Annotated in this window: 16 protein-coding genes and 1 pseudogene; 9 read left to right on the top strand and 8 right to left on the bottom strand. The window is 65.4% G+C overall.

The window, feature by feature from the left end; translation table 11 throughout:
• Positions 1-48 precede the first annotated feature (48 nt).
• From CSQ99_RS31780 to CSQ99_RS20860, 5 genes and pseudogenes are all read left to right on the top strand, one after another.
• A pseudogene (locus CSQ99_RS31780) lies at positions 49-2,322 on the top strand (SpoIIE family protein phosphatase).
• Positions 2,323-2,339: 17 nt separating this feature from the next.
• The gene (locus CSQ99_RS20875) at positions 2,340-3,416 is read left to right on the top strand and encodes an NAD(P)H-dependent amine dehydrogenase family protein (RefSeq protein WP_099040911.1); all 1,077 of its coding nucleotides are present in this window, start codon (positions 2,340-2,342) and stop codon (positions 3,414-3,416) included.
• Between the two features lie 107 nt (positions 3,417-3,523).
• Positions 3,524-4,705, top strand: a complete 1,182-nt coding sequence (locus tag CSQ99_RS20870; protein ID WP_099040910.1) for a PP2C family protein-serine/threonine phosphatase — start codon at positions 3,524-3,526, stop codon at positions 4,703-4,705.
• Positions 4,702-6,288 (top strand): sensor histidine kinase, encoded by a 1,587-nt coding sequence (locus tag CSQ99_RS20865; protein ID WP_176561128.1) that lies wholly within the window; start codon positions 4,702-4,704, stop codon positions 6,286-6,288. The genes CSQ99_RS20870 and CSQ99_RS20865 overlap by 4 nt, the downstream gene beginning before the upstream one ends.
• Entirely contained in the window at positions 6,285-6,725 is a 441-nt protein-coding gene (locus CSQ99_RS20860; protein WP_099040909.1) for a response regulator, read from the top strand. Before CSQ99_RS20865 ends, CSQ99_RS20860 begins: the two co-directional genes overlap by 4 nt.
• Here the strand turns inward: CSQ99_RS20860 and CSQ99_RS20855 are convergent.
• Both CSQ99_RS20855 and CSQ99_RS20850 read right to left on the bottom strand, forming a co-directional pair.
• Complete coding sequence (locus CSQ99_RS20855; RefSeq protein ID WP_099040908.1) at positions 6,722-7,132, bottom strand: ATP-binding protein; 411 nt, start codon at positions 7,130-7,132, stop codon at positions 6,722-6,724. The two genes, CSQ99_RS20860 and CSQ99_RS20855, sit on opposite strands and share 4 nt — an antisense overlap.
• Before the next feature lie 67 nt (positions 7,133-7,199).
• Positions 7,200-7,571 (bottom strand): hypothetical protein, encoded by a 372-nt coding sequence (locus tag CSQ99_RS20850; protein WP_099040907.1) that lies wholly within the window; start codon positions 7,569-7,571, stop codon positions 7,200-7,202.
• A 49-nt stretch (positions 7,572-7,620) separates the two neighbouring features.
• Between CSQ99_RS20850 and CSQ99_RS20845 the strand changes: the two genes are divergently transcribed.
• On the top strand, positions 7,621-7,974 hold the full coding sequence (locus CSQ99_RS20845; protein WP_176561127.1) for a DUF732 domain-containing protein: 354 nt from the start codon (positions 7,621-7,623) through the stop codon (positions 7,972-7,974).
• A gap of 64 nt (positions 7,975-8,038) precedes the next feature.
• Here CSQ99_RS20845 and CSQ99_RS20840 read toward each other — a convergent pair whose 3' ends face one another.
• Entirely contained in the window at positions 8,039-8,527 is a 489-nt protein-coding gene (locus CSQ99_RS20840) for a lipoprotein LpqH (protein ID WP_099040906.1), read from the bottom strand.
• Between the two features lie 109 nt (positions 8,528-8,636).
• Positions 8,637-9,044, bottom strand: a complete 408-nt coding sequence (locus CSQ99_RS20835) for a lipoprotein LpqH (RefSeq protein WP_099040905.1) — start codon at positions 9,042-9,044, stop codon at positions 8,637-8,639.
• Positions 9,045-9,088: 44 nt separating this feature from the next.
• Between CSQ99_RS20835 and tgt the strand changes: the two genes are divergently transcribed.
• Positions 9,089-10,348: a tRNA guanosine(34) transglycosylase Tgt gene (tgt, locus tag CSQ99_RS20830; protein WP_099040904.1), complete on the top strand. Its 1,260-nt coding sequence runs from the start codon at positions 9,089-9,091 to the stop codon at positions 10,346-10,348.
• Positions 10,349-10,407: 59 nt separating this feature from the next.
• Here the strand turns inward: tgt and CSQ99_RS20825 are convergent, their stop codons facing one another.
• The 3 genes from CSQ99_RS20825 to CSQ99_RS20815 all read right to left on the bottom strand — a co-directional run bounded on the left by CSQ99_RS20825 (position 10,408) and on the right by CSQ99_RS20815 (position 14,088).
• A complete protein-coding gene (locus CSQ99_RS20825; RefSeq protein WP_099040903.1) occupies positions 10,408-11,778 on the bottom strand; it encodes a flavin monoamine oxidase family protein in 1,371 nt (456 codons plus the stop codon).
• A 103-nt stretch (positions 11,779-11,881) separates the two neighbouring features.
• Positions 11,882-12,637, bottom strand: coding sequence for an amino acid ABC transporter ATP-binding protein (locus CSQ99_RS20820; RefSeq protein ID WP_099040902.1), 756 nt, complete (start codon positions 12,635-12,637; stop codon positions 11,882-11,884).
• On the bottom strand, positions 12,634-14,088 hold the full coding sequence (locus tag CSQ99_RS20815; protein WP_099040901.1) for an ABC transporter permease subunit: 1,455 nt from the start codon (positions 14,086-14,088) through the stop codon (positions 12,634-12,636). The genes CSQ99_RS20820 and CSQ99_RS20815 overlap by 4 nt, the downstream gene beginning before the upstream one ends.
• A 95-nt stretch (positions 14,089-14,183) precedes the next feature.
• Between CSQ99_RS20815 and CSQ99_RS20810 the strand changes: the two genes are divergently transcribed.
• Entirely contained in the window at positions 14,184-15,506 is a 1,323-nt protein-coding gene (locus tag CSQ99_RS20810; protein WP_099040900.1) for an acetyl-CoA hydrolase/transferase family protein, read from the top strand.
• A 21-nt stretch (positions 15,507-15,527) separates the two neighbouring features.
• Here CSQ99_RS20810 and gluQRS read toward each other — a convergent pair whose 3' ends face one another.
• Positions 15,528-16,397 (bottom strand): tRNA glutamyl-Q(34) synthetase GluQRS, encoded by an 870-nt coding sequence (gene gluQRS, locus CSQ99_RS20805; protein WP_099040899.1) that lies wholly within the window; start codon positions 16,395-16,397, stop codon positions 15,528-15,530.
• 267 nt (positions 16,398-16,664) lie between these two features.
• Between gluQRS and CSQ99_RS20800 the strand changes: the two genes are divergently transcribed.
• Entirely contained in the window at positions 16,665-18,065 is a 1,401-nt protein-coding gene (locus CSQ99_RS20800) for an MFS transporter (RefSeq protein WP_099040898.1), read from the top strand.
• Positions 18,066-18,088 lie beyond the last annotated feature (23 nt).

Below are 18,088 nucleotides of genomic sequence, written 5' to 3'. Positions count from 1 at the left end.
AGCCTGCATACTGGCAATCACGTGGTCCAGCAGCGGGCTCATCCGCCGATCTTTTGGAGGCCCGCGCGTTGTCTGACGCTGAACCGAACGAGCATTACGTGCCGGTCGGCACACGCGTCGATCTCGACAACTGCGCGCGGGAGCCGATCCATATTCCCGGCAGCGTTCAGCCGCGCGGTGTGCTTGCGGTGTTGCGTGAGCCCGACTTCGAGGTGCGCCAGGTCAGTGCCAACGTCGCGGACTTGCTCGGTCGCTCCACCGAAGAGGTCCTCGGGCGGCACCTGTCTTTCCTGATCGGTGCCGACGATGCCGCTCGCGTCGAGCAGGCGGCGTCGACTCCCGGCGATCTGCGCCAACGCAACCCGATCGAGTGCATGATCGACGTTGCCGGCGAGTCACGCGCGTTCGACGCGATCGTGCACCGCGAACCCGGTGGCGTCCTGCTGGTCGAGGTCGAGATCGCCTACGGCGAAAGGCCGTTCTCCTTCCCGAACACCTACCTGGCGGTGCGCAGTTCGGTGGACGAACTCAACCGTGCAGCCACATTGACCGAGCTTTACGACGCCACTGCGTGCGCAGTTCGCGAGCTCACCGGGTTCGACCGCGTGATGGTCTACCGCTACGACGAGGACTACAACGGCGAGGTTGTCGCCGAAGCCAAACGCGACGAGCTGAACTCGTTCCTCGGCCTGCACTATCCGTCCACCGACATTCCGGCGCAAGCGCGGGCGCTGTATGAGAAGAACTGGCTGCGGCTCATCTCCGACGTCGGCTACACACCCTCACCCCTGGTGCCGGCCATCGACCCGAAACGGGACGTGCCGACCGACCTGACGCATGCGACGCTGCGCAGCGTTTCGCCTATCCACATCGAATACCTGCAGAACATGGGCGTGCAGGCGTCGATGTCGATTTCTCTGCTGCGGCATGGGCGGCTGTGGGGGTTGATCGCCTGCCATCACTACGCCGGTCCCCATCTGCCGCCATTCGGGACCAGGGCGGCAGCCGAGTTTCTTGGCTCGACCCTCTCACTGCGACTCGTCGACCAGTTCGAAGACGAACAGTTGCACAGGCGGTTGGCGGCGCAGGCCGTCCTTGGCAAGCTCACCGCCGCCACTCTGGACGACGGCGATGCGCTGACCGCGGTGCTGCTCGGGACACCGAGTCTGCTCGACCTCGTGCCTGCCGACGGCGTCGTCGTCAATATCGGTGGGCAGTACCGGGTGATGGGTTCGGTTCCCTCGCCGGATGTCGTGGCCGCCGTCGCCAGGTGGGCGCTGGAGGCGGGTGACGAGATCGCGAGCAGCGAGTCGTTGTCCCGAGAGCTGTTGGATCTCGACCTCGATCCGCGGGTCGTCTCCGGTGCGCTCGCGATCAACCTGCCGGACGGGCAGTACGCCATCTGGTTCCGAAGTGAGGTGCTGCGATCCGTCGATTGGGGTGGCGACCCGCACAACAAGGCAATCGCGATCAGCGAAGGAGACAGAGTCCGGCTGAGCCCACGCAAGTCGTTTCGATCGGTGGCGAGAGATCGTGGACCGATGCTGCGAACCGTGGGGGCTGACGGAAACCGAGTCTGCCGAGGCACTGCGGCGACACCTCGTCGAATCGCTGTACCGGCGCACGCGTGGCGCGCTCCGTGTCGCCGAGACGCTGCAGCGCAGCCTGCTGCCGTCAACCATTCCCACTCTCGGAGGCTGGCAGCTGTCGGCACACTATGAACCCGCCGTCGGAGGGCGCGTCGGCGGCGACTGGTACGACGCGTTCGAGTTGCGCGACGGACGGCTGATCGTGCTGATCGGCGACGTCGCCGGTCACGGCATGACCGCGGCGGGAACCATGGCGCAGATGCGAAATACTCTGCGCGCATATCTCTTCAGGGGTGCGGCTCCCGCTGAAGCGCTCAATCAGCTCAATGACTTCTGTGTGCACATGGTGTCTCGCGCGTTCGCCACGGTGATCGTCGCGCGTGTCGATTTGGGCTCCGGGGAGGTCGAAGCTGCGTGTGCGGGTCACCTGATCCCGTATGTCACCCAACAGGGGGATGTGGCCGTACCCGCGCCGATACGGCTTTCGCCGCCGATCGGGGCCGTCGGCATGACGTATGAGCCGAGCGCCTTCGCCGTCGCGGCCGGCCAGGGATTGGTGATGTTCTCCGACGGTCTCGTGGAACGACGCAATGAGCCGATCGATGACGGCATCGAGCGACTCGCCGAAACACTCAGCCGTGCAACTGATTCGACGGCCACGCGAATCGCGACGGCAATGGCATCGGGTGAAACCGACGACGATGTCACGATCGTCACCCTCCGGCGTCCCTAGGCTGCTACCGTCCGGACGTGCATCGAGTCATTCAGTGGGGTACCGGCACGGTGGGAAGCGAAATCATCACCGCCATCCTCGACCACCGAGACGATCTCGCCCTTGTCGGCGCGCTGGTCTACTCCGAGTCGAAGGACGGGGCCGACATCGGCGCACTCGTCGGCCGCGAACCGATCGGCGTCACCGCGACCACCGACGTCGAGCAGGTCTTGAAGCTGGACGCCGACTGCGTCCTCTACACCCCTCGCACCGCGCACCTGGATGACGTTTGCCGACTGCTGGAAAGCGGGAAAAACGTTGTTACGACGGCATTTCTGTTCCACCCGGCGCGGCTCGACGCCCCGGATCGCGACCGCCTACTCGCGGCCTGTGAGAAGGGCGCCAGTTCGGTCCACGGTTGCGGCCTCAACCCCGGCAACCTCTCGGGTGTCCTGCCATTGGCGCTTTCGGGCATGAGTCGAACGATCGACAAGATCACGCTGCAGGAGCGCGCCGACTGGTCGGTCTACGAAAGCACCGGAATCACGTTCGACAACATGGCATTTGGACAGCCGGTCGAGTCCATCAGCCCGACCGCGACCGACTTCCTGGCATTCAACAGCTCGATCTTCACCGAGCAGGTCTGGCTTCTCGCCGATGCGCTCAACGCCGACATCGACGACGTCTCCGCCACGGTCGAGGCCGTCGCCGCCGAACAGGATCACCAGATCTTCGACCATCTACTGGCCGCGGGTACAACTGCGGGACAGCGCTGGAACTGGACCGGACATCGCGACGGCGAAACGCTCATCGAGATCGAAACGCTGTGGACGGTGGGCGGCGAGTACCCCGGCCACTGGCCCAAACCGCAGCACGGCTGGACGTTGACCATCGAAGGCGATCCGTCGATGCGCACCCACTTCATGTCGCTGGCCAGCTTCACCCGCTCCGCCAGCATGGACGAGCACGTCCGGTCGGCCAGCGTCGCGACCGGGATGCAGGTCCTCAATGCCGTGCCCGCCGTCTGCGGTGCCCCGCCGGGCTTCGCCACTTCGGCGACGCTGCCCCTGATTCCCAGCCATACCGGGTTCAGGCGCCGAACCCCGACGGGTTAGCCGCTATTGTCGGGGATGTCACTAAAGCAGCGGCCACGGCGGCCACGGTGACTGGCGCGTGAAAGTCGTGGTAGCGAGTGCCTTCGGTATATAACCCTGTGGTGAGCATGTCCGCCGATCAGGCCGCCCCGGCGCGCCCGTTCTCGGTACTGCTTGTCGAGGACGACCGTGGCGATGCCGTTCTGGTCGAGGAATTGATCGCCGACTCGGGCGCCGACATCGAAGTGGTGTGGGCTCCGTCGATGCAGGAAGCCGAGCGCCAGTTGGCGATCGCCCGTCCCGACTGCATGCTGCTCGACCTCAACCTGCCCGATGCGAAGGGAATCACGGCGCTCGATCAGGTCGCCAAACACGACGCGACCATGCCGATCGTCGTGCTCACCGGTCTCAACGACGAACACTTCGGGGTTTCCGCGGTGGCTGCGGGGGCCCAGGATTACCTGGTCAAAGGTCGGGTCGAGCCCGAAACGCTGCACCGCGCGCTGCTGTACGCCGTCGAACGCAAACGCGCCGAACTGACCGCGGTCGAGTTGCACGCCAGTGAAATGCGCGCCAAGGAGAATGCCCGCCTCGAACGGGGGCTGCTGCCGTCACCGCTGTTGCTCGACCAGCCGGGCGTGGACATCGTGGCGCAGTATCGGCCCAGCCGCCAGTTCGCCCTGCTCGGCGGCGACTTCTACGACTTCGTCCAAACGCCAGACCGCACCGTGCACGTCATGGTCGGCGATGTGGCCGGACACGGTCCCAATGAAGCGGCCCTTGGTGTGGCACTGCGCATCGGCTGGCGCGCACTGACCTTCGCGGGCCTACGCGGCAATGACCGCATGCGGCAGCTGGAACGGATCCTGAGCGCAGAGCGCCCCGGCACGAGCATCTTCGCGACGGTGCTGTCGGTGGCGATCTCGCCGGACGACCTGAGCTTCAACGCCGTGTCCGCCGGCCATCCAGGCATGCTTCTGCACGGGCCGGACTCGGTGGAATGGCTGGAGCCCTCAGTCGGCCCCGCGCTTGGCCTCAACGGTCATGAGTGGCCGCTGAACATCCACGAACTGCCGACCGGATATGGACTGGTGCTGTTGACCGACGGCTTGTTCGAGGGCCGTTCCGGGCAGGGTGCCGAGCGCCTGATGGAGTCCGGTCTGCTGGACGTGGCGCGGTCCTATGCCCACCTTCCCGGTCCCCAATTCGTGAGCGCGCTGATCGACGACGTCGAGCGCCGCGCGCAGTCCGTCGGTGGGATCAGCGACGACATCGCTGTCGTGCGGGTCGAGCGGACGGCGACCCAATGAAGGTGAAGTGGCAGCCGACGGTCCAGGGTTGGCAGAACCTGGTGCTGGCGGTGATGGGCGCCGTTGTGCTGGCCGGAGCCATCGCCGGGGCAGTGCTGCTGAATCGGAACGACGCAGTGTCGAACGAGATCACCGGCGAGATCGGGCCGATGCGGATCGCGGCATACCAGCTGCAGGCCGCCTTGCGTGACCAGGAGACGTCGGTACGCGGATATGCGATCTCGGCCGATCCGCAGTTCCTCGAGCCGTACGTCGCCGGGCAGAAGGCCGAAGCATCCGCGGCGCAGGTGATTCGGGACCACGCTGGAGATCGCACCAAGGTGCTCGACGACCTGGACACCATCGAGCGCACGGCCGCGGCATGGCGAAGCGACTATGCCGAGCCGCTCATCGCCGATGTGAAACCCGGTGTGCCGGCGGTGATCGATGGCGAAACGGCCGAACGCGGCAAGACCCTGTTCGATTCTCTCCGGCAAGACTTCGACACACAGCTCCAACACCTGCAACAAGAGCGCGACACCGCAGATGCGGAGCTCGAGACGATGCAGACCTGGCGGGATGCCGTTCTGACCGCGATCGCCGTCGCACTCGTCGTCGCCGCCATCCTGTCCGCGCTGGTGATCAGAACCGCGGTCACGCGCCCCCTCGCCGCACTGGCCGCCTCGTGTCGGCGAATCACCGAAGGCGACTTCAGCGAACGGATCGTGCCGCAGGGGCCCAAAGACATCCGCGCCATCGCCGCCGATGTCGAGGACATGCGTCAGAAGATCGTCGATGAACTGGAAGCCACCCGCTCGGCGCGAAGCCAGTTGGCCGGTCAGGCGCTCGAACTGCAGCGATCGAACGCCGAACTCGAGCAGTTCGCCTACGTCGCATCGCACGATCTTCAGGAACCGCTGCGCAAGGTGACCTCGTTCTGCCAGCTCATCGAGAAACGATACGGCGACAAGCTCGACGAACGCGGTACGGAGTACATCGCGTTCGCCGTCGACGGCGCCAAGCGGATGCAGGTGCTGATCAACGATCTGCTCACGTTTTCTCGGGTGGGTCGGCTCGATGAGACGCGTGCCGACGTCGACCTCGGCGTGACGCTGGACGAGGCAATCGAGAACCTCGACACCGCGATCGCTCAGTCCGGAGCCGAGATAATTCGCGAAGGGCGGCCGCTTCCGCGGATCACCGGCGATCCCACTCTGTTGACGATGGTGTGGCAGAACCTCATCGGCAATGCGATGAAGTTCATGCGCGACGGCGTCGCCCCACGCATAGTCATCCACTGTGAGCAGAGTGTGAATGATCCCGATGGTCCATGGGTGCTGACGGTGACGGACAACGGCATCGGCATTCCTCAGGAATTCGCCGACAAGGTGTTCGTGATCTTCCAGCGCCTGCACGGACGCGACGTCTACACCGGCACCGGCATCGGTCTTGCGCTGTGCAAGAAGATCGTCGAACACCACGGCGGCAGCATCTGGATCGACACCTCCTATACCGGGGGAACCAGATTTCGCTTCACGATTCCCTTCGCTGTCGACACCCATGTCGCAGCCGATTTGGCCAATATGGAAGGAACACCTTCATGACACCCGCCGGCCGCGCAATCGACGTCCTGCTCATCGAGGACGATCCCGGGGACGAACTGATCACCCGGGAAGCCTTCGAGCACAACAAGATCAAGAACAACCTTCATGTGGCACACGACGGCGAGGAAGGCCTGGACTTCCTCTACCAGCGCGGTGCGTACAAGGAGGCGCCGCGGCCCGACCTGGTGCTGCTCGATCTGAACCTGCCGAAGTACGACGGCCGTCAGCTGCTCGAGCAGATCAAGTCCGACCCGAACCTCAACCACATTCCGGTGGTGGTGCTGACGACGTCCTCGGCAGAGGAGGACATCCTGCGCAGCTACCGGCTGCACGCGAATGCCTACGTCACCAAGCCGGTCGACCTCGACCAGTTCATGAACGCCGTGCGTCAGATCGACGAGTTCTTCGTTCAGGTCGTCCGGCTGCCGCAGCCCTAGCAGGCCGCGTCGAACTTCATCCGCACGGTGGTGCCCTCGGGCGAGGACTTGACGTCCACATCTGTGCTGACTGCGCGCATGATCGGCAGTCCCCGGCCGCGGGTGCTCGGCTGGGTCGGCGGAGTCTGCCAGACACCGTTATCGGCGACGTCCACGAGGATCTGTCCGTGGTCGTGATTCGCATCGACGAGGATCTGCCCAGCGTCGATGTCGCGGTACGCATGCTCGATGCAGTTGGTGCAGGCTTCGTTGACCACCAGCACGATGTCGGCGATGCCGATGTCGGACACTCCGATCGGCTTGAGCCAGCGGGTCAGTCGGCGACGGATCTCGGCCAGGCATTCGGCGACCGCGGGGACCTCGATGCGGAGCGACTCAACCGGTCGCGAACACGCATCGATTGCCACGCACGAGGTTGTACCCCGGGAGGCCCGATATCTCACCCATGCGTTCGGCGCGTTATCAGGCTGTGACCTACTTGTAGAAGGTCCAGCTGTAGTCCGACGTCCAGGCGCCCCCGATGCAGCTGAGCGGGACACCGTCCGGCGACTGCGCGACACCTGTCTGTTCCCCGCAGGGCAGCCGCAGCGTGCGGATCCCCACCAGCGGCGGCGCAGCGATCCAGATGCTGCGCGAACTGCAGGCCAGGGTGTTGCCCGAGGCGTCGATGCCCCAGTTGTAGCGGGTGTTCTGGGTGCAGTGCTCGCCGGCGACGGCAGTCCGAGTGAGATACGGCACGCAGTCCGCACCGTCGCAGTATCCAGGGGATGCCGATGCGTTCGCCGCGACCACCATGGGTGCCGCCGCGAGCCCGCACGCCAGCGCAACTGCAGCCAGGATCTTCATGAGCCTTAGCGTAGGTATTTCAGGCGCGGCCCGCGTAGGGTTTCGGTTCATGAAGCTGGCCATCACCACAATGGCTGCCGCCCTGGCGACCGCCGCTACCACCATTGGGCTGGCACCGCCGGCCGGTGCCGACACTGTCGCCTACCTCGTCAACGTGCACGTGCGGCCCGGCTACAACTTCCCCAACGCCGAGGCCGCGATCGGCTACGGCAACACCATCTGCGACCGCGTCGCGACAAAGATGGGCTATGCCCAGCTCGTCGACCAGGTGAAGGCCGACTTCCACACGACGGACTACTACCAGGGCGCCTACCTGATCAACCAGGCCGTCAACGAGCTGTGCCCCGCGCAGATCTGGCAGCTACGGCAGTCCGCCGGCGGCTACACCATTCCAGCAGTCTGACCAACGACAACGGCGGCGCCCCCGTTGGGGACGCCGCCGCTGTGACGCGATTGGTGTCGTCTGGCTAGGGGCAGACGACTGCGATTTCGAACGGCTTGGTCACCGGCTGCAACGGATTGGCCATGTCGATACCGGTGGCGTTACCCGTGATCGTCCAGTTGCTGCCGTCCATCTCGGCCTTGGCGTCACCCTGGCCCGTGCCGTTCTGGTAGCCAAGGGTCACACCGTTGACGTTGCCCAGGCCGACGGACTGCACGGTGGAGCCGTCCTCGCTGACCACCGCGGCGATGCCGGTGGCCGCGTCGCCGATCGCGATGTTCATGTTGCCGCCCATGGCGGTGCAGACGACGGTGCCCGTGACCTGCTGGTCCTGGCCGTCGATGGTGACCTTGGTTTCGCTCTCGCCCGAACTGGCGGTCGCGGTGTCACTGGTTGCTTCCGCCGAGGTGGCGGTCGAATCGCTCTCGGACGCCTTGTCGTCTGACGAACATCCGGACAGACCGGCGACGAGGATGGCCATGCCGCCTACGGCGACCACGAATCCACGCTTCACCACGTTCTCCTTTGTGTCGACGCGACCCGTCAAGATCGGCGGATCATCTCGGCCAGTATGGTGCGCGGCTTCGGCCCCGACATCGGATTGGACGAAAACGTGCTCAGGGTCAGCAGGACACTTTGATGGAGAAGGTCCCGGATTTTCGGAAGCTGGGGCTGTCGGTGTCGAAGCCATCCGCGGTGCCGGAGATGTCGTAGGTGCGGCCGGTCATGGTGACTTCCGCGGTGTCGCTGAACCCGGCGTTGTAACTGCCGGTGAAGCCGCCGAGGTCGCGGATGGCCACCGATTCCGCGGTGAGCTGGTCTTTGTTCGAGACCATCGCGATCACGCCGCTGGCCTCGTCGCCGGTCGTGATGGTGGTGAGCGCCCCGGTGGAGTCACACTGCACGGCCTCGGTGGTGCCCGCGTCCTGACCGTTGACGGTCACCTGCGCGGTGCCGGCGGCCAGCATCCCGGGGCCCGGCTGGTACTCCGGCGGCCCCGACGAGCAACCTGCCAACGCGAGTGTCGTCATGGCGCCGACGAGCAGGGGAGTTCTCACAGTGCAGAATCTACGGCGTGGCACCGCCGAATACAGTCCGTCCGCAAGACTCGTCGGCGCCGTTTTTCAGCATTGACGCACAGTTGCCCGGCAGGCTCGGTCGCGCAGGCGTGATCCGAACGGCGCACGGGGACATCCACACTCCGGCGTTCATTCCGGTGGGCACCCAGGCGACCGTCAAGGCAGTGCTGCCGGAGACGATGAGAAGCCTTGGTGCACAGGCAATCCTGGCGAACGCCTACCACCTTTACCTGCAGCCGGGGTCCGACATCGTGGCGGAGGCCGGCGGGCTGGGCACATTCATGAACTGGCCGGGGCCCACATTCACCGACAGCGGGGGATTCCAGGTGCTCTCGCTGGGCGCAGGTTTCCGCAAGGTGCTGGCGATGGACACCGAACGTGTGCAGGCCGACGACATCATCGCCGAAGGCAAGGAACGACTCGCCAACGTCGACGACGACGGGGTGACCTTCCGATCGCATCTGGACGGCTCGACCCACCGCTTCACCCCGGAGGGGTCGATCCGGATCCAGCACCAACTCGGCGCCGACATCATCTTCGCCTTCGACGAGCTGACCACGCTGGTGAACACCCGTGGCTACCAGGAACGGTCGGTTCAGCGCACCCACGAGTGGGCCGTGCGGTGTGTGGCCGAGCATCGTCGTCTCATCGCTGCGACGCCCGATAGGCCCGCGCAGGCACTGTTCGGTGTCGTGCAGGGTGCGCAATACGAGGATCTCCGCAGGGCTGCCGCGCGCGGGCTGACGGCGATCGTCGGCGAGGACGGCGTCGGGTTCGACGGCTACGGCATCGGCGGGGCGCTGGAGAAGCAGAACCTGGCCACCATCGTCGGCTGGGTCACCAGCGAGCTGCCCGACGACAAGCCGCGCCACCTGCTGGGTATCAGCGAGCCCGACGACCTGTTCGACGCCGTGGCCGCGGGGGCCGACACCTTCGACTGCGTTTCGCCGTCGCGGGTGGCGCGCAACGCCGCGGTCTACTCGACCACCGGGCGGTTCAACATCACCAATGCGCGCTACCGGCGCGACTTCACGCCGATCGATGCCGAATGCGACTGCTACACCTGCGCGCATTACACCCGGGCGTATCTGCATCACCTGTTCAAGGCCAAGGAGATTCTGTCCGCGACGCTGTGCACGATCCATAACGAGCGTTTCGTGGTCCGGATGGTCGACCAGATTCGCGCGGCGATCAGGGCCGAGGAGTTCGACGAACTGCGCGCAGATGTCCTGGGTCGGTACTACTCGTCGTCCTAGTTCCCTCGCGAATTCGGCGCGCTGATCAACCCTCAGGGTGCGTTGGCGCGCCGGATTCGCTAGGAAAGTTCGGCGATGACCGCCGCCGCCGCGCGTTCCCCCGCGTCGACCGCACCTTCCATGTAGGCGCTCCAATACGTGGCGGTATCCGTTGAGGCCCAATGGATCACGCCGATCGGGGTGGTCAGTGCGGGACCGTAGGTAGTCCAGACATGCGGGCCGTGGTTGGCGTTGTAGCAGCCGCGGGTCCACTGCCGCTCCGACCATTCACCGTCGACGTAGAACTCGGGCTTGGCGGCCTTGGGTCCGAAGTGGCGCACGAGTTCGGCGGTCAGTGCTTCCCGCCGCTCGGCCTCGGGGAGGCGGCCGTAAGTGCGGGCTTGATCGCCCTCCAGGAACATCAGGATCACGCCGTGGTCGTCGCCGGGGATGCACGTGTCGTTGGACATCCGGGCCGGGCCGATGTCGGAGATGAGCTGACCGTTGAAACCGTCGTTGCGCCAGAACGGCTCGTCGTAGATGAAGAATGCCTTCATCGACGAGCCGTTGGGCAGCCGCTGGGTCAGCTGGTCCCGTATCCCGGGCATCGGCGGGTCGTACATGATGCGGCCGGCGAGCGTCGGCGAGATCGCGACGATGGCCCGTCGACCACGCGCGGACAATCCGCCGCGACAGTGCACGGTCACGCTGTCGGCGGTGTGCTCGATCAGTTGGACGGGCGCGTCGAGCACGATGCGGTCGGAGATCAGTGCCGCCAGCCGATTCGGGATCTCGCTGGTGCCGCCGATGAAGCGGGTGGTCTGCGCGCCACCCTCGGACTCGGCGAACAGTTCCGACGTCACACCGCAGGTCTTGATGGTGAACAGCAGGTGCAGGAAGGACACCTCGGCAGTCGGCACCGCGAGGATTCCGACGGTGCAGATCTCCAACAGATTGCGGGCCACCGGCGAAAGACCCTGTGCGTCATACCAGGCGCCCGCGGTCACGGCATCCCATTCGAGTGCCCGAGGGGCTGTCCATGGCGTTTCGACGGGAACCTCCGCGGCCAGCACGTCCAGCCGCCGCAGTACGAGTTCGAGTTCCTTCAGTTCCGATCCGAAACGGGCGTGAAATTCGTTCTCCCGCAGCACCCCCGAGTCGACGAGTTCATACGAGGTGTCACCCTCGTCGTACTGGCCGAAGGTCTCGACGCCGAGCTCTGCGGCCAGGCGGAACATCCGTTCGTGGGTGTCGCCGATCCATTGCGCGCCGAGTTCGACCGGAACCCCGGGCAGGACCTCTTGGGTGAGGATCCGGCCGCCGACACGTTCGTCGGCTTCCAGGACCAACGGCGTCAGACCTGCCTCGAGTAGTTTCCGTGCCGCGATCATCCCGGAGAGTCCCGCTCCGACGACGATGACGTCCGCTTCCATGGTCGATGGCTGCACCATCGAGCCACCTTCTCACAGCCCTTCGCTTTGATAGTGCCGAGTGGCCAGTTATGCATCACTTTTCGGACGTTTCCGTCCCATAAGTGGACACTCGGCGGTTGTTCTAGAGCGGGTTGAGGATGCGGTCGAGGAACTGGCGGGTGCGCTCTTCCTTCGGGTCGCCGATCACCTCTGACGGCGGGCCCTGCTCGAGGATGACGCCGCGGTCGGTGAACAGCACCTGATCGGAAACCTGCCTGGCGAACTGGATTTCATGGGTGACGATCACCAGAGTCCAGCCCTCGACGGCCAAGTCCCTGATCACCGACAGCACCTCGCCGACCAGTTCGGGATCCAGCGCCGACGTGGGCTCGTCGAACAGCACGACCTTTGGCTTCAGTGCCAGGGCGCGCGCGATGCCCACCCGTTGCTGCTGCCCGCCGGACAGCTGAAACGGGTACTGGTCCTTCTTTTCGGCAAGTCCGACCTGATCGAGCAACTCAGCGGCCTCGGCCTCCGCCGCTTCCTTCGGCCGCTTCTGCACGACGATCGGCCCCTCGGTGACGTTCTGCAACGCCGTCTTGTGCGGAAACAGGTTGTGGGACTGGAACACGAACCCGCTCTGCGCCCGGTAGGCACGCAGCTGATCTTTGGCCACCGGCTTGGAGAAGTCGAGCTCGACGTCCCCGACGCGGATCACGCCCGCATCCGGCACATCGAGCGCGTTGAGCGCGCGCAACAGCGTCGTCTTCCCCGAGCCGGATGGCCCGATGATCGTGGTGGCCGAGCCCTGCGCGACCTCGAAAGAGACACCGTTGAGAACCTTGTTGTCCCCGAAGGCTTTCCGCACACCTTCTGCTCTCACGCAATTCTCTGTCATCGGGCCACATACCTTTCCAGCCGGCGCTCGTATCGGTTCTGGCCGAACGAGAGCACCAGGCAGATGATCCAGTAGTACAACGCCGCCGTGCCGTAGAGCGCGAAGAACTCGAAGGTCGGAGCGGCGACGTTCTGCGCGGTTCGGAACAGTTCGGTCACGAGGATCGTCGACGCCAGCGACGTGTCCTTCACCAATGAAATCAACGTGTTCGACAGCGGCGGTACGGCGACGCGGGTGGCCTGCGGCAAGATGATCCGCCGAAGCGATCCAACGTAGTCGAGGCCGATGGTCTCGGCGGCCTCCCACTGGCCCTTCGGAATGCTCTGGATCGCCGACCGGATGATCTCCGCGGCGTAGCCACCGACGTTGAGCGAGAACGCGATGACCGCGGCGATGAACGGCTCGATCTTCACACCGATCTGGGGTAGTGCGTAGAAGACGATGAACAGCTGCACCAGCAGTGGCGTGCCGCGGATGATCGAGATGTAGAACCGTGCGAGCGCCGACACGACGACGTTCGACGACAGCCGAGCCAGCGCGACGACGAGCGCGAGCGCCAGGCCGACGATGAAGCTGATGATCGTCAGTGGAATGGTCTTCTCGATCGCGGCCCGCGCCAGCGGCCAGAGGTTGTCGAGAATGAGCTGCCAGGTACTGGTCGGCCCGGCCTTGGACAGATCCACGTCAAGGTAGCGCTCAGAGATCTTGGTGAGGGTGCCGTCTGCGCGCAGCTCGTCGAGCGCCGTGTTCAGCTCCGGAAGCAGCCCGCTGTCCTTGCGCGCCGCGAAAGCCTGCTCGCCACGTTCGTCGGGAATGGTGATCACCTTGAGCGGAGCCTCGGGGTGTTCTGCCTGATAGGCGAGAACGGTGATGCTGTCGTTGACCACGGCGTCCACCCGGCCGTCGTTGAGCACGGTGATGGCTTGGGAGAACCCGTCGACGGATTCGACCTGGGCGCCGGCGTTACGTGCGATCTCGGCCCAGTTGCTGGTGGGGTTCTGTGCGGTCCGCTTGCCCTTCAGATCCGCCACCGTGTTGATCGAGTTGTCGTCCTCGAGGGTCACGATGACGCCCTGGGAGATCGAATACGGCTCGGAGAGGTCGTATTTCTGCTTGCGTTCCTCGCTGATCGTGACCTCGTTGGCGACGATGTCGAAGCGGTCGGCCTCGAGCGCCGCGAACATGGCGTCCCACGGCGTCTCGACGAACTCGATGTCGACGCCGAGCTTGTCGGCGACGGCCTTCGCGACGTCGACGTCGTAGCCGGCGAGCTGTCCACCCTGACTCGCGTCGTGGAACGAGTACGGCGGATAGACACCTTCGGTGCCCACTCGCAGCACGCCTGCCGATTTGATGGGATCGCTGTTATCGGTACCCGACGAACCGCAGGCTGTCAGCAGCAATGCCGACAGCAGCAGTACCGCGAGAACCGATCTTGATAGACGGTGCACCTGCGGACGTTAACAATCACATGGCAGCCGGCCAATAGTTCGGCTCATGCTGACGCCGGTGGTCTCAGCGACAGCCGGCGTGGTTGGCTAGCGCCATGCCCGAGGAGCTCACCGCCGAGCAGGCCGCCGCGCGCCTTCAGACCGCCGACACGCTGGGGATCCCGCTGGGTCCCGGCCAGCCGCCTGCGCTCCTGCGCGCCCTCGGCGAGCGCGACGACTGGACCGACCTGCGCGTCTACGGCGCGTTGATCGCGGTACTCACTGAACTGTTCTCGCGCAACGGCGTGCATTATCTGTCGGGCTTCTTCGGTCCGCTCGAGCGGGCGCTGCGCGACAGCGGCGCCGACATCGGGTTCACGCCTGCGGACTTCCGCCGCTTCGCGCCACTGCTCGAACGACAGCGGCCCCGCGTGATGACGACGGTCGCGGCGCCGCCCGATGCCGACGGATGGTGTTCGTTGTCGCTGCACGCCGGTGGCACGATCGGCGAATTGCACCGCGCGGGCGCCGATCCGGACCGGCTGCTCGTCGTCGAGGTCTCCGACGCCTATCCCCGCACGTTCGGGCTCGGCGACCAGCATCGGCACGCGCTGCACATCGACGAGATCGACGTCCTCGTACGCTCGACCGACGAGCCGCTCGCGCTGCCCGGCGGTGACGTGCCGCCCACCGATGCCGACAAGGCGATCGCCAGGCACGCTGTCGAATTCGTCCCGTCCGGTGCGACCCTGCAGACGGGTATCGGCTCGATCCCCAATCAGATCGCCACGCTGCTGGCCGAGGGCGACGGCGGCGAATACGGGCTGCACAGTGAGATGTTCACCGACGGCTGCATGCATCTGCATCAGGCGGGCAAGATCTCCAACGCCCGCAAAGGCATGTACGACGGTGTCAGCGTGACGACCTTCGCGTTCGGTTCCTCTGAGCTCTACGCATGGCTGGACGGCAATCGCGATGTCGCGTTCCTGCCGGTCGAGATCGTCAACTCGCCGGAGGTGATCGCCGCCAACCATCACATGATCTCGGTCAACGGTGCGCTGGCGGTCGACATTCACGGCCAGGTCGTCGCCGACACCATCAACGGAGACCAGTTCAGTGGCATCGGCGGTGCCGAGGACTTCGTGGCCGGTGCAGGGCTCGAGCTGTCGGACCGCTCGTTGATCTGTCTGCCCTCGACGTTCGAGAAGGACGGCAGGTTGCAGTCGCGGATCGTGCCGTGGTTCGGCCCCGGTGCCGTGATCACGACGCCACGCCATCACGTCGATGTCATCGTCACCGAGTACGGCGCCGCCGAGCTGGAGGGCAGGACGGTTGCCGAGCGCGGCGAGGCGCTGGCGGCCATTGCGCACCCGGAGTTCCGCGACGAGCTGCTCGCCGCCGCGCAGCGGGCGGCCAAGGGCCGCTCGCCCGTCGAGTGAGCCACCCTCGCGGAAAACTGGCTAGGGGCGGTAGATCCAGGGCTCGCGCGGCAGCCTCGCCGGATCGAACTGCGGCAGCATGTCCTCGACGGTCGTCGCTTGGTAGCCAAGGGAATCCGCGATCTGAGCGACGACGCTTTCGACGCCGATCTCGGCGAGCGTGACGGCGCCGTCGCGTTTGGCCAATCGTGCACCGTCCTCGTTGAGCACCAGGGCGACGTGTGCGTACGTCGGCTCGGCGTGGCCGAGCAGCCTGGCGAGGTAGGCCTGACGCGGTGACGAAGGCAGCAGATCGTCGCCGCGCACCACCTGGTCGATGTCCTGCGCCGCGTCGTCGACCACCACGGCGAGGTTGTAGGCCGGAACCCCGTCACCGCGACGCACCACGAAGTCGTCGACGATCCCGGTGTAGTCGCCGTGCAGCAGATCGTGAACCGTGTGCGTGATCGCGTCGGTACGTAGTCGCAACGCCGGCGGGCGGCCCAGCTGGGCGCGCCTGCTGTCACGATCGGCGTCGGTGAGATCCCGGCACATCCCCGGATACGCCCCCTCTGGTGCATGGGGGGCGCGCGGCGCCTGGGCGATATCCTTTCGGCTGCAATAGCATTCGTACAGAAGACCGCGGTCGGCAAGCCCCGCGATCGCCGCGTCGTAACGATCGGAGTGTTGGGTCTGCCATTCGGCGGGCTCGTCCCAGCTAAGACCGATGGCGGCGAGATCGTCGAGCTGACGATCGGCGATATCGGTGAACGTACGGTCGTCGAGGTCGTCGACGCGCATCAGGAATCGGCGACCGGTCGAACGGGCGAACAGCCACGCGAGCACCGCGGTGCGCAAATTGCCGATATGCAGGTCGGCAGACGGGCTCGGGGCGAACCTGCCTGCACTCACCCTGGCAATCTAGCTAGCCGCGCTCCCAGGGCGGCGCCTCGCCCATCTTCTCGGGGCGTGCCCGTGAACGCCATCGCTGAAACCGTTGCGCAAGCGCAAAAGTTACGATTCGGTCACGCCCGGCGGTGTCATTTGAAAAAATGGGTAGTACCCCAAACGCCGGTCAAACGATCGGCGGAAATCCGACGGCCCGGTCCAGCGGTGTAGGTCACCGACGACGTAGCCGAGTGAAGTGCGCGGACCCGTGTCGACTGACTCGAGGAACCGATGGACGCACAAGACTCCGAGAACACTGCCGATCCGCAACGCGCTGTCGTCGAGACGGATGAACCGCCCGCCGTCGTGCGCAAGGCCATCGCGGCGTCGGCCATCGGCAACGCCACCGAATGGTTTGACTACGGTATCTACGCATACGGGGTCAGTTACATCTCCGCTGCGATCTTCCCCGGTGACACGGCCACCGCGACGCTGCTGGCTTTGATGACGTTCGCGGTGTCCTTCCTGGTCCGTCCGTTGGGCGGATTCATCTGGGGTCCACTCGGCGACCGCTTGGGACGCCGGCACGTGCTGGCGATCACGATTCTGCTGATGGCAGGCGCGACCTTCTGTGTCGGGCTGGTGCCCAGTTACGCCACCATCGGAATGTGGGCGCCGATCCTGCTCGTACTGCTGCGGATGATCCAGGGCTTCTCCACCGGAGGCGAGTACGGCGGCGCGGCCACCTTCATGGCCGAATACGCACCGGCGCGCCGTCGCGGTCTGTTGGGCAGCTTCCTCGAGTTCGGGACGCTGGCGGGCTTCTCCCTCGGCGCGCTGCTCATGCTGGGCTTCTCCCTGCTGCTCACCGAAGACCAGATGAATGTCTGGGGCTGGCGACTGCCGTTCCTGATCGCCGCGCCGCTTGGGCTGATCGGCGTCTATCTGCGGTCGCGGCTGGAGGAAACGCCGGTCTTCAAGGAACTCGAGCAGAAGGGCAAGCAGGAAAAGAATGTCGGCGGCGAGTTCAAGGACCTGATCGTCCGTTATTGGAGCCCGATCCTGCAGCTCGGTGGCCTCGTCGTCGCGCTCAACGTCGTCAACTACACCCTGCTGACGTACATGCCCACCTACCTGGAGACCGCGATCGGCCTCTCGACCGACATGTCGTTGATCGTCCCCATCATCGGCATGCTGTCGATGATGGTGTTCCTGCCGTTCGCGGGCCTGGCCTCTGACCGGATCGGACGCAAACCGATGTGGTGGTTCTCGCTGGTCGGCCTGTTCGTCGCTGTCGTGCCGATGTTCATGCTGATGTCGACCGGCCCACTCGGGGCGGTCATCGGATTCGCCGTGCTGGGGCTGCTGTACGTGCCGCAGTTGGCGACCATCTCGGCGACGTTCCCTGCGATGTTCCCCACCCAGGTCCGCTACGCGGGGTTCGCGATCGCATACAACGTGTCGACGTCGATCTTCGGCGGTACGGCACCGGCGGTGAACGACTGGATGGTCGTCGAAACCGGCAACAACCTGATGCCGGCTTTCTACATGATGGCCGCCTGCGTGGTCGGGGTGATCGCCCTGATCAAGGTGCCTGAGACAGCGCGCTGTCCAATCAACGGCACCGAAACGCCGGGCACACCGGAAGCGCCCCCGCAGCTCGAATACGAACTGGCCGCGAGTCGGGGTTAGCGATCGGAAGGGCGAAGGCGGCA

This window comes from Mycobacterium neglectum (genome assembly GCF_002591975.1).
GTDB lineage: Bacteria > Actinomycetota > Actinomycetes > Mycobacteriales > Mycobacteriaceae > Mycobacterium > Mycobacterium neglectum.
Note: the sequence above shows the minus strand (reverse complement) of the source record. Positions and strands in the feature narration are given on the sequence as shown.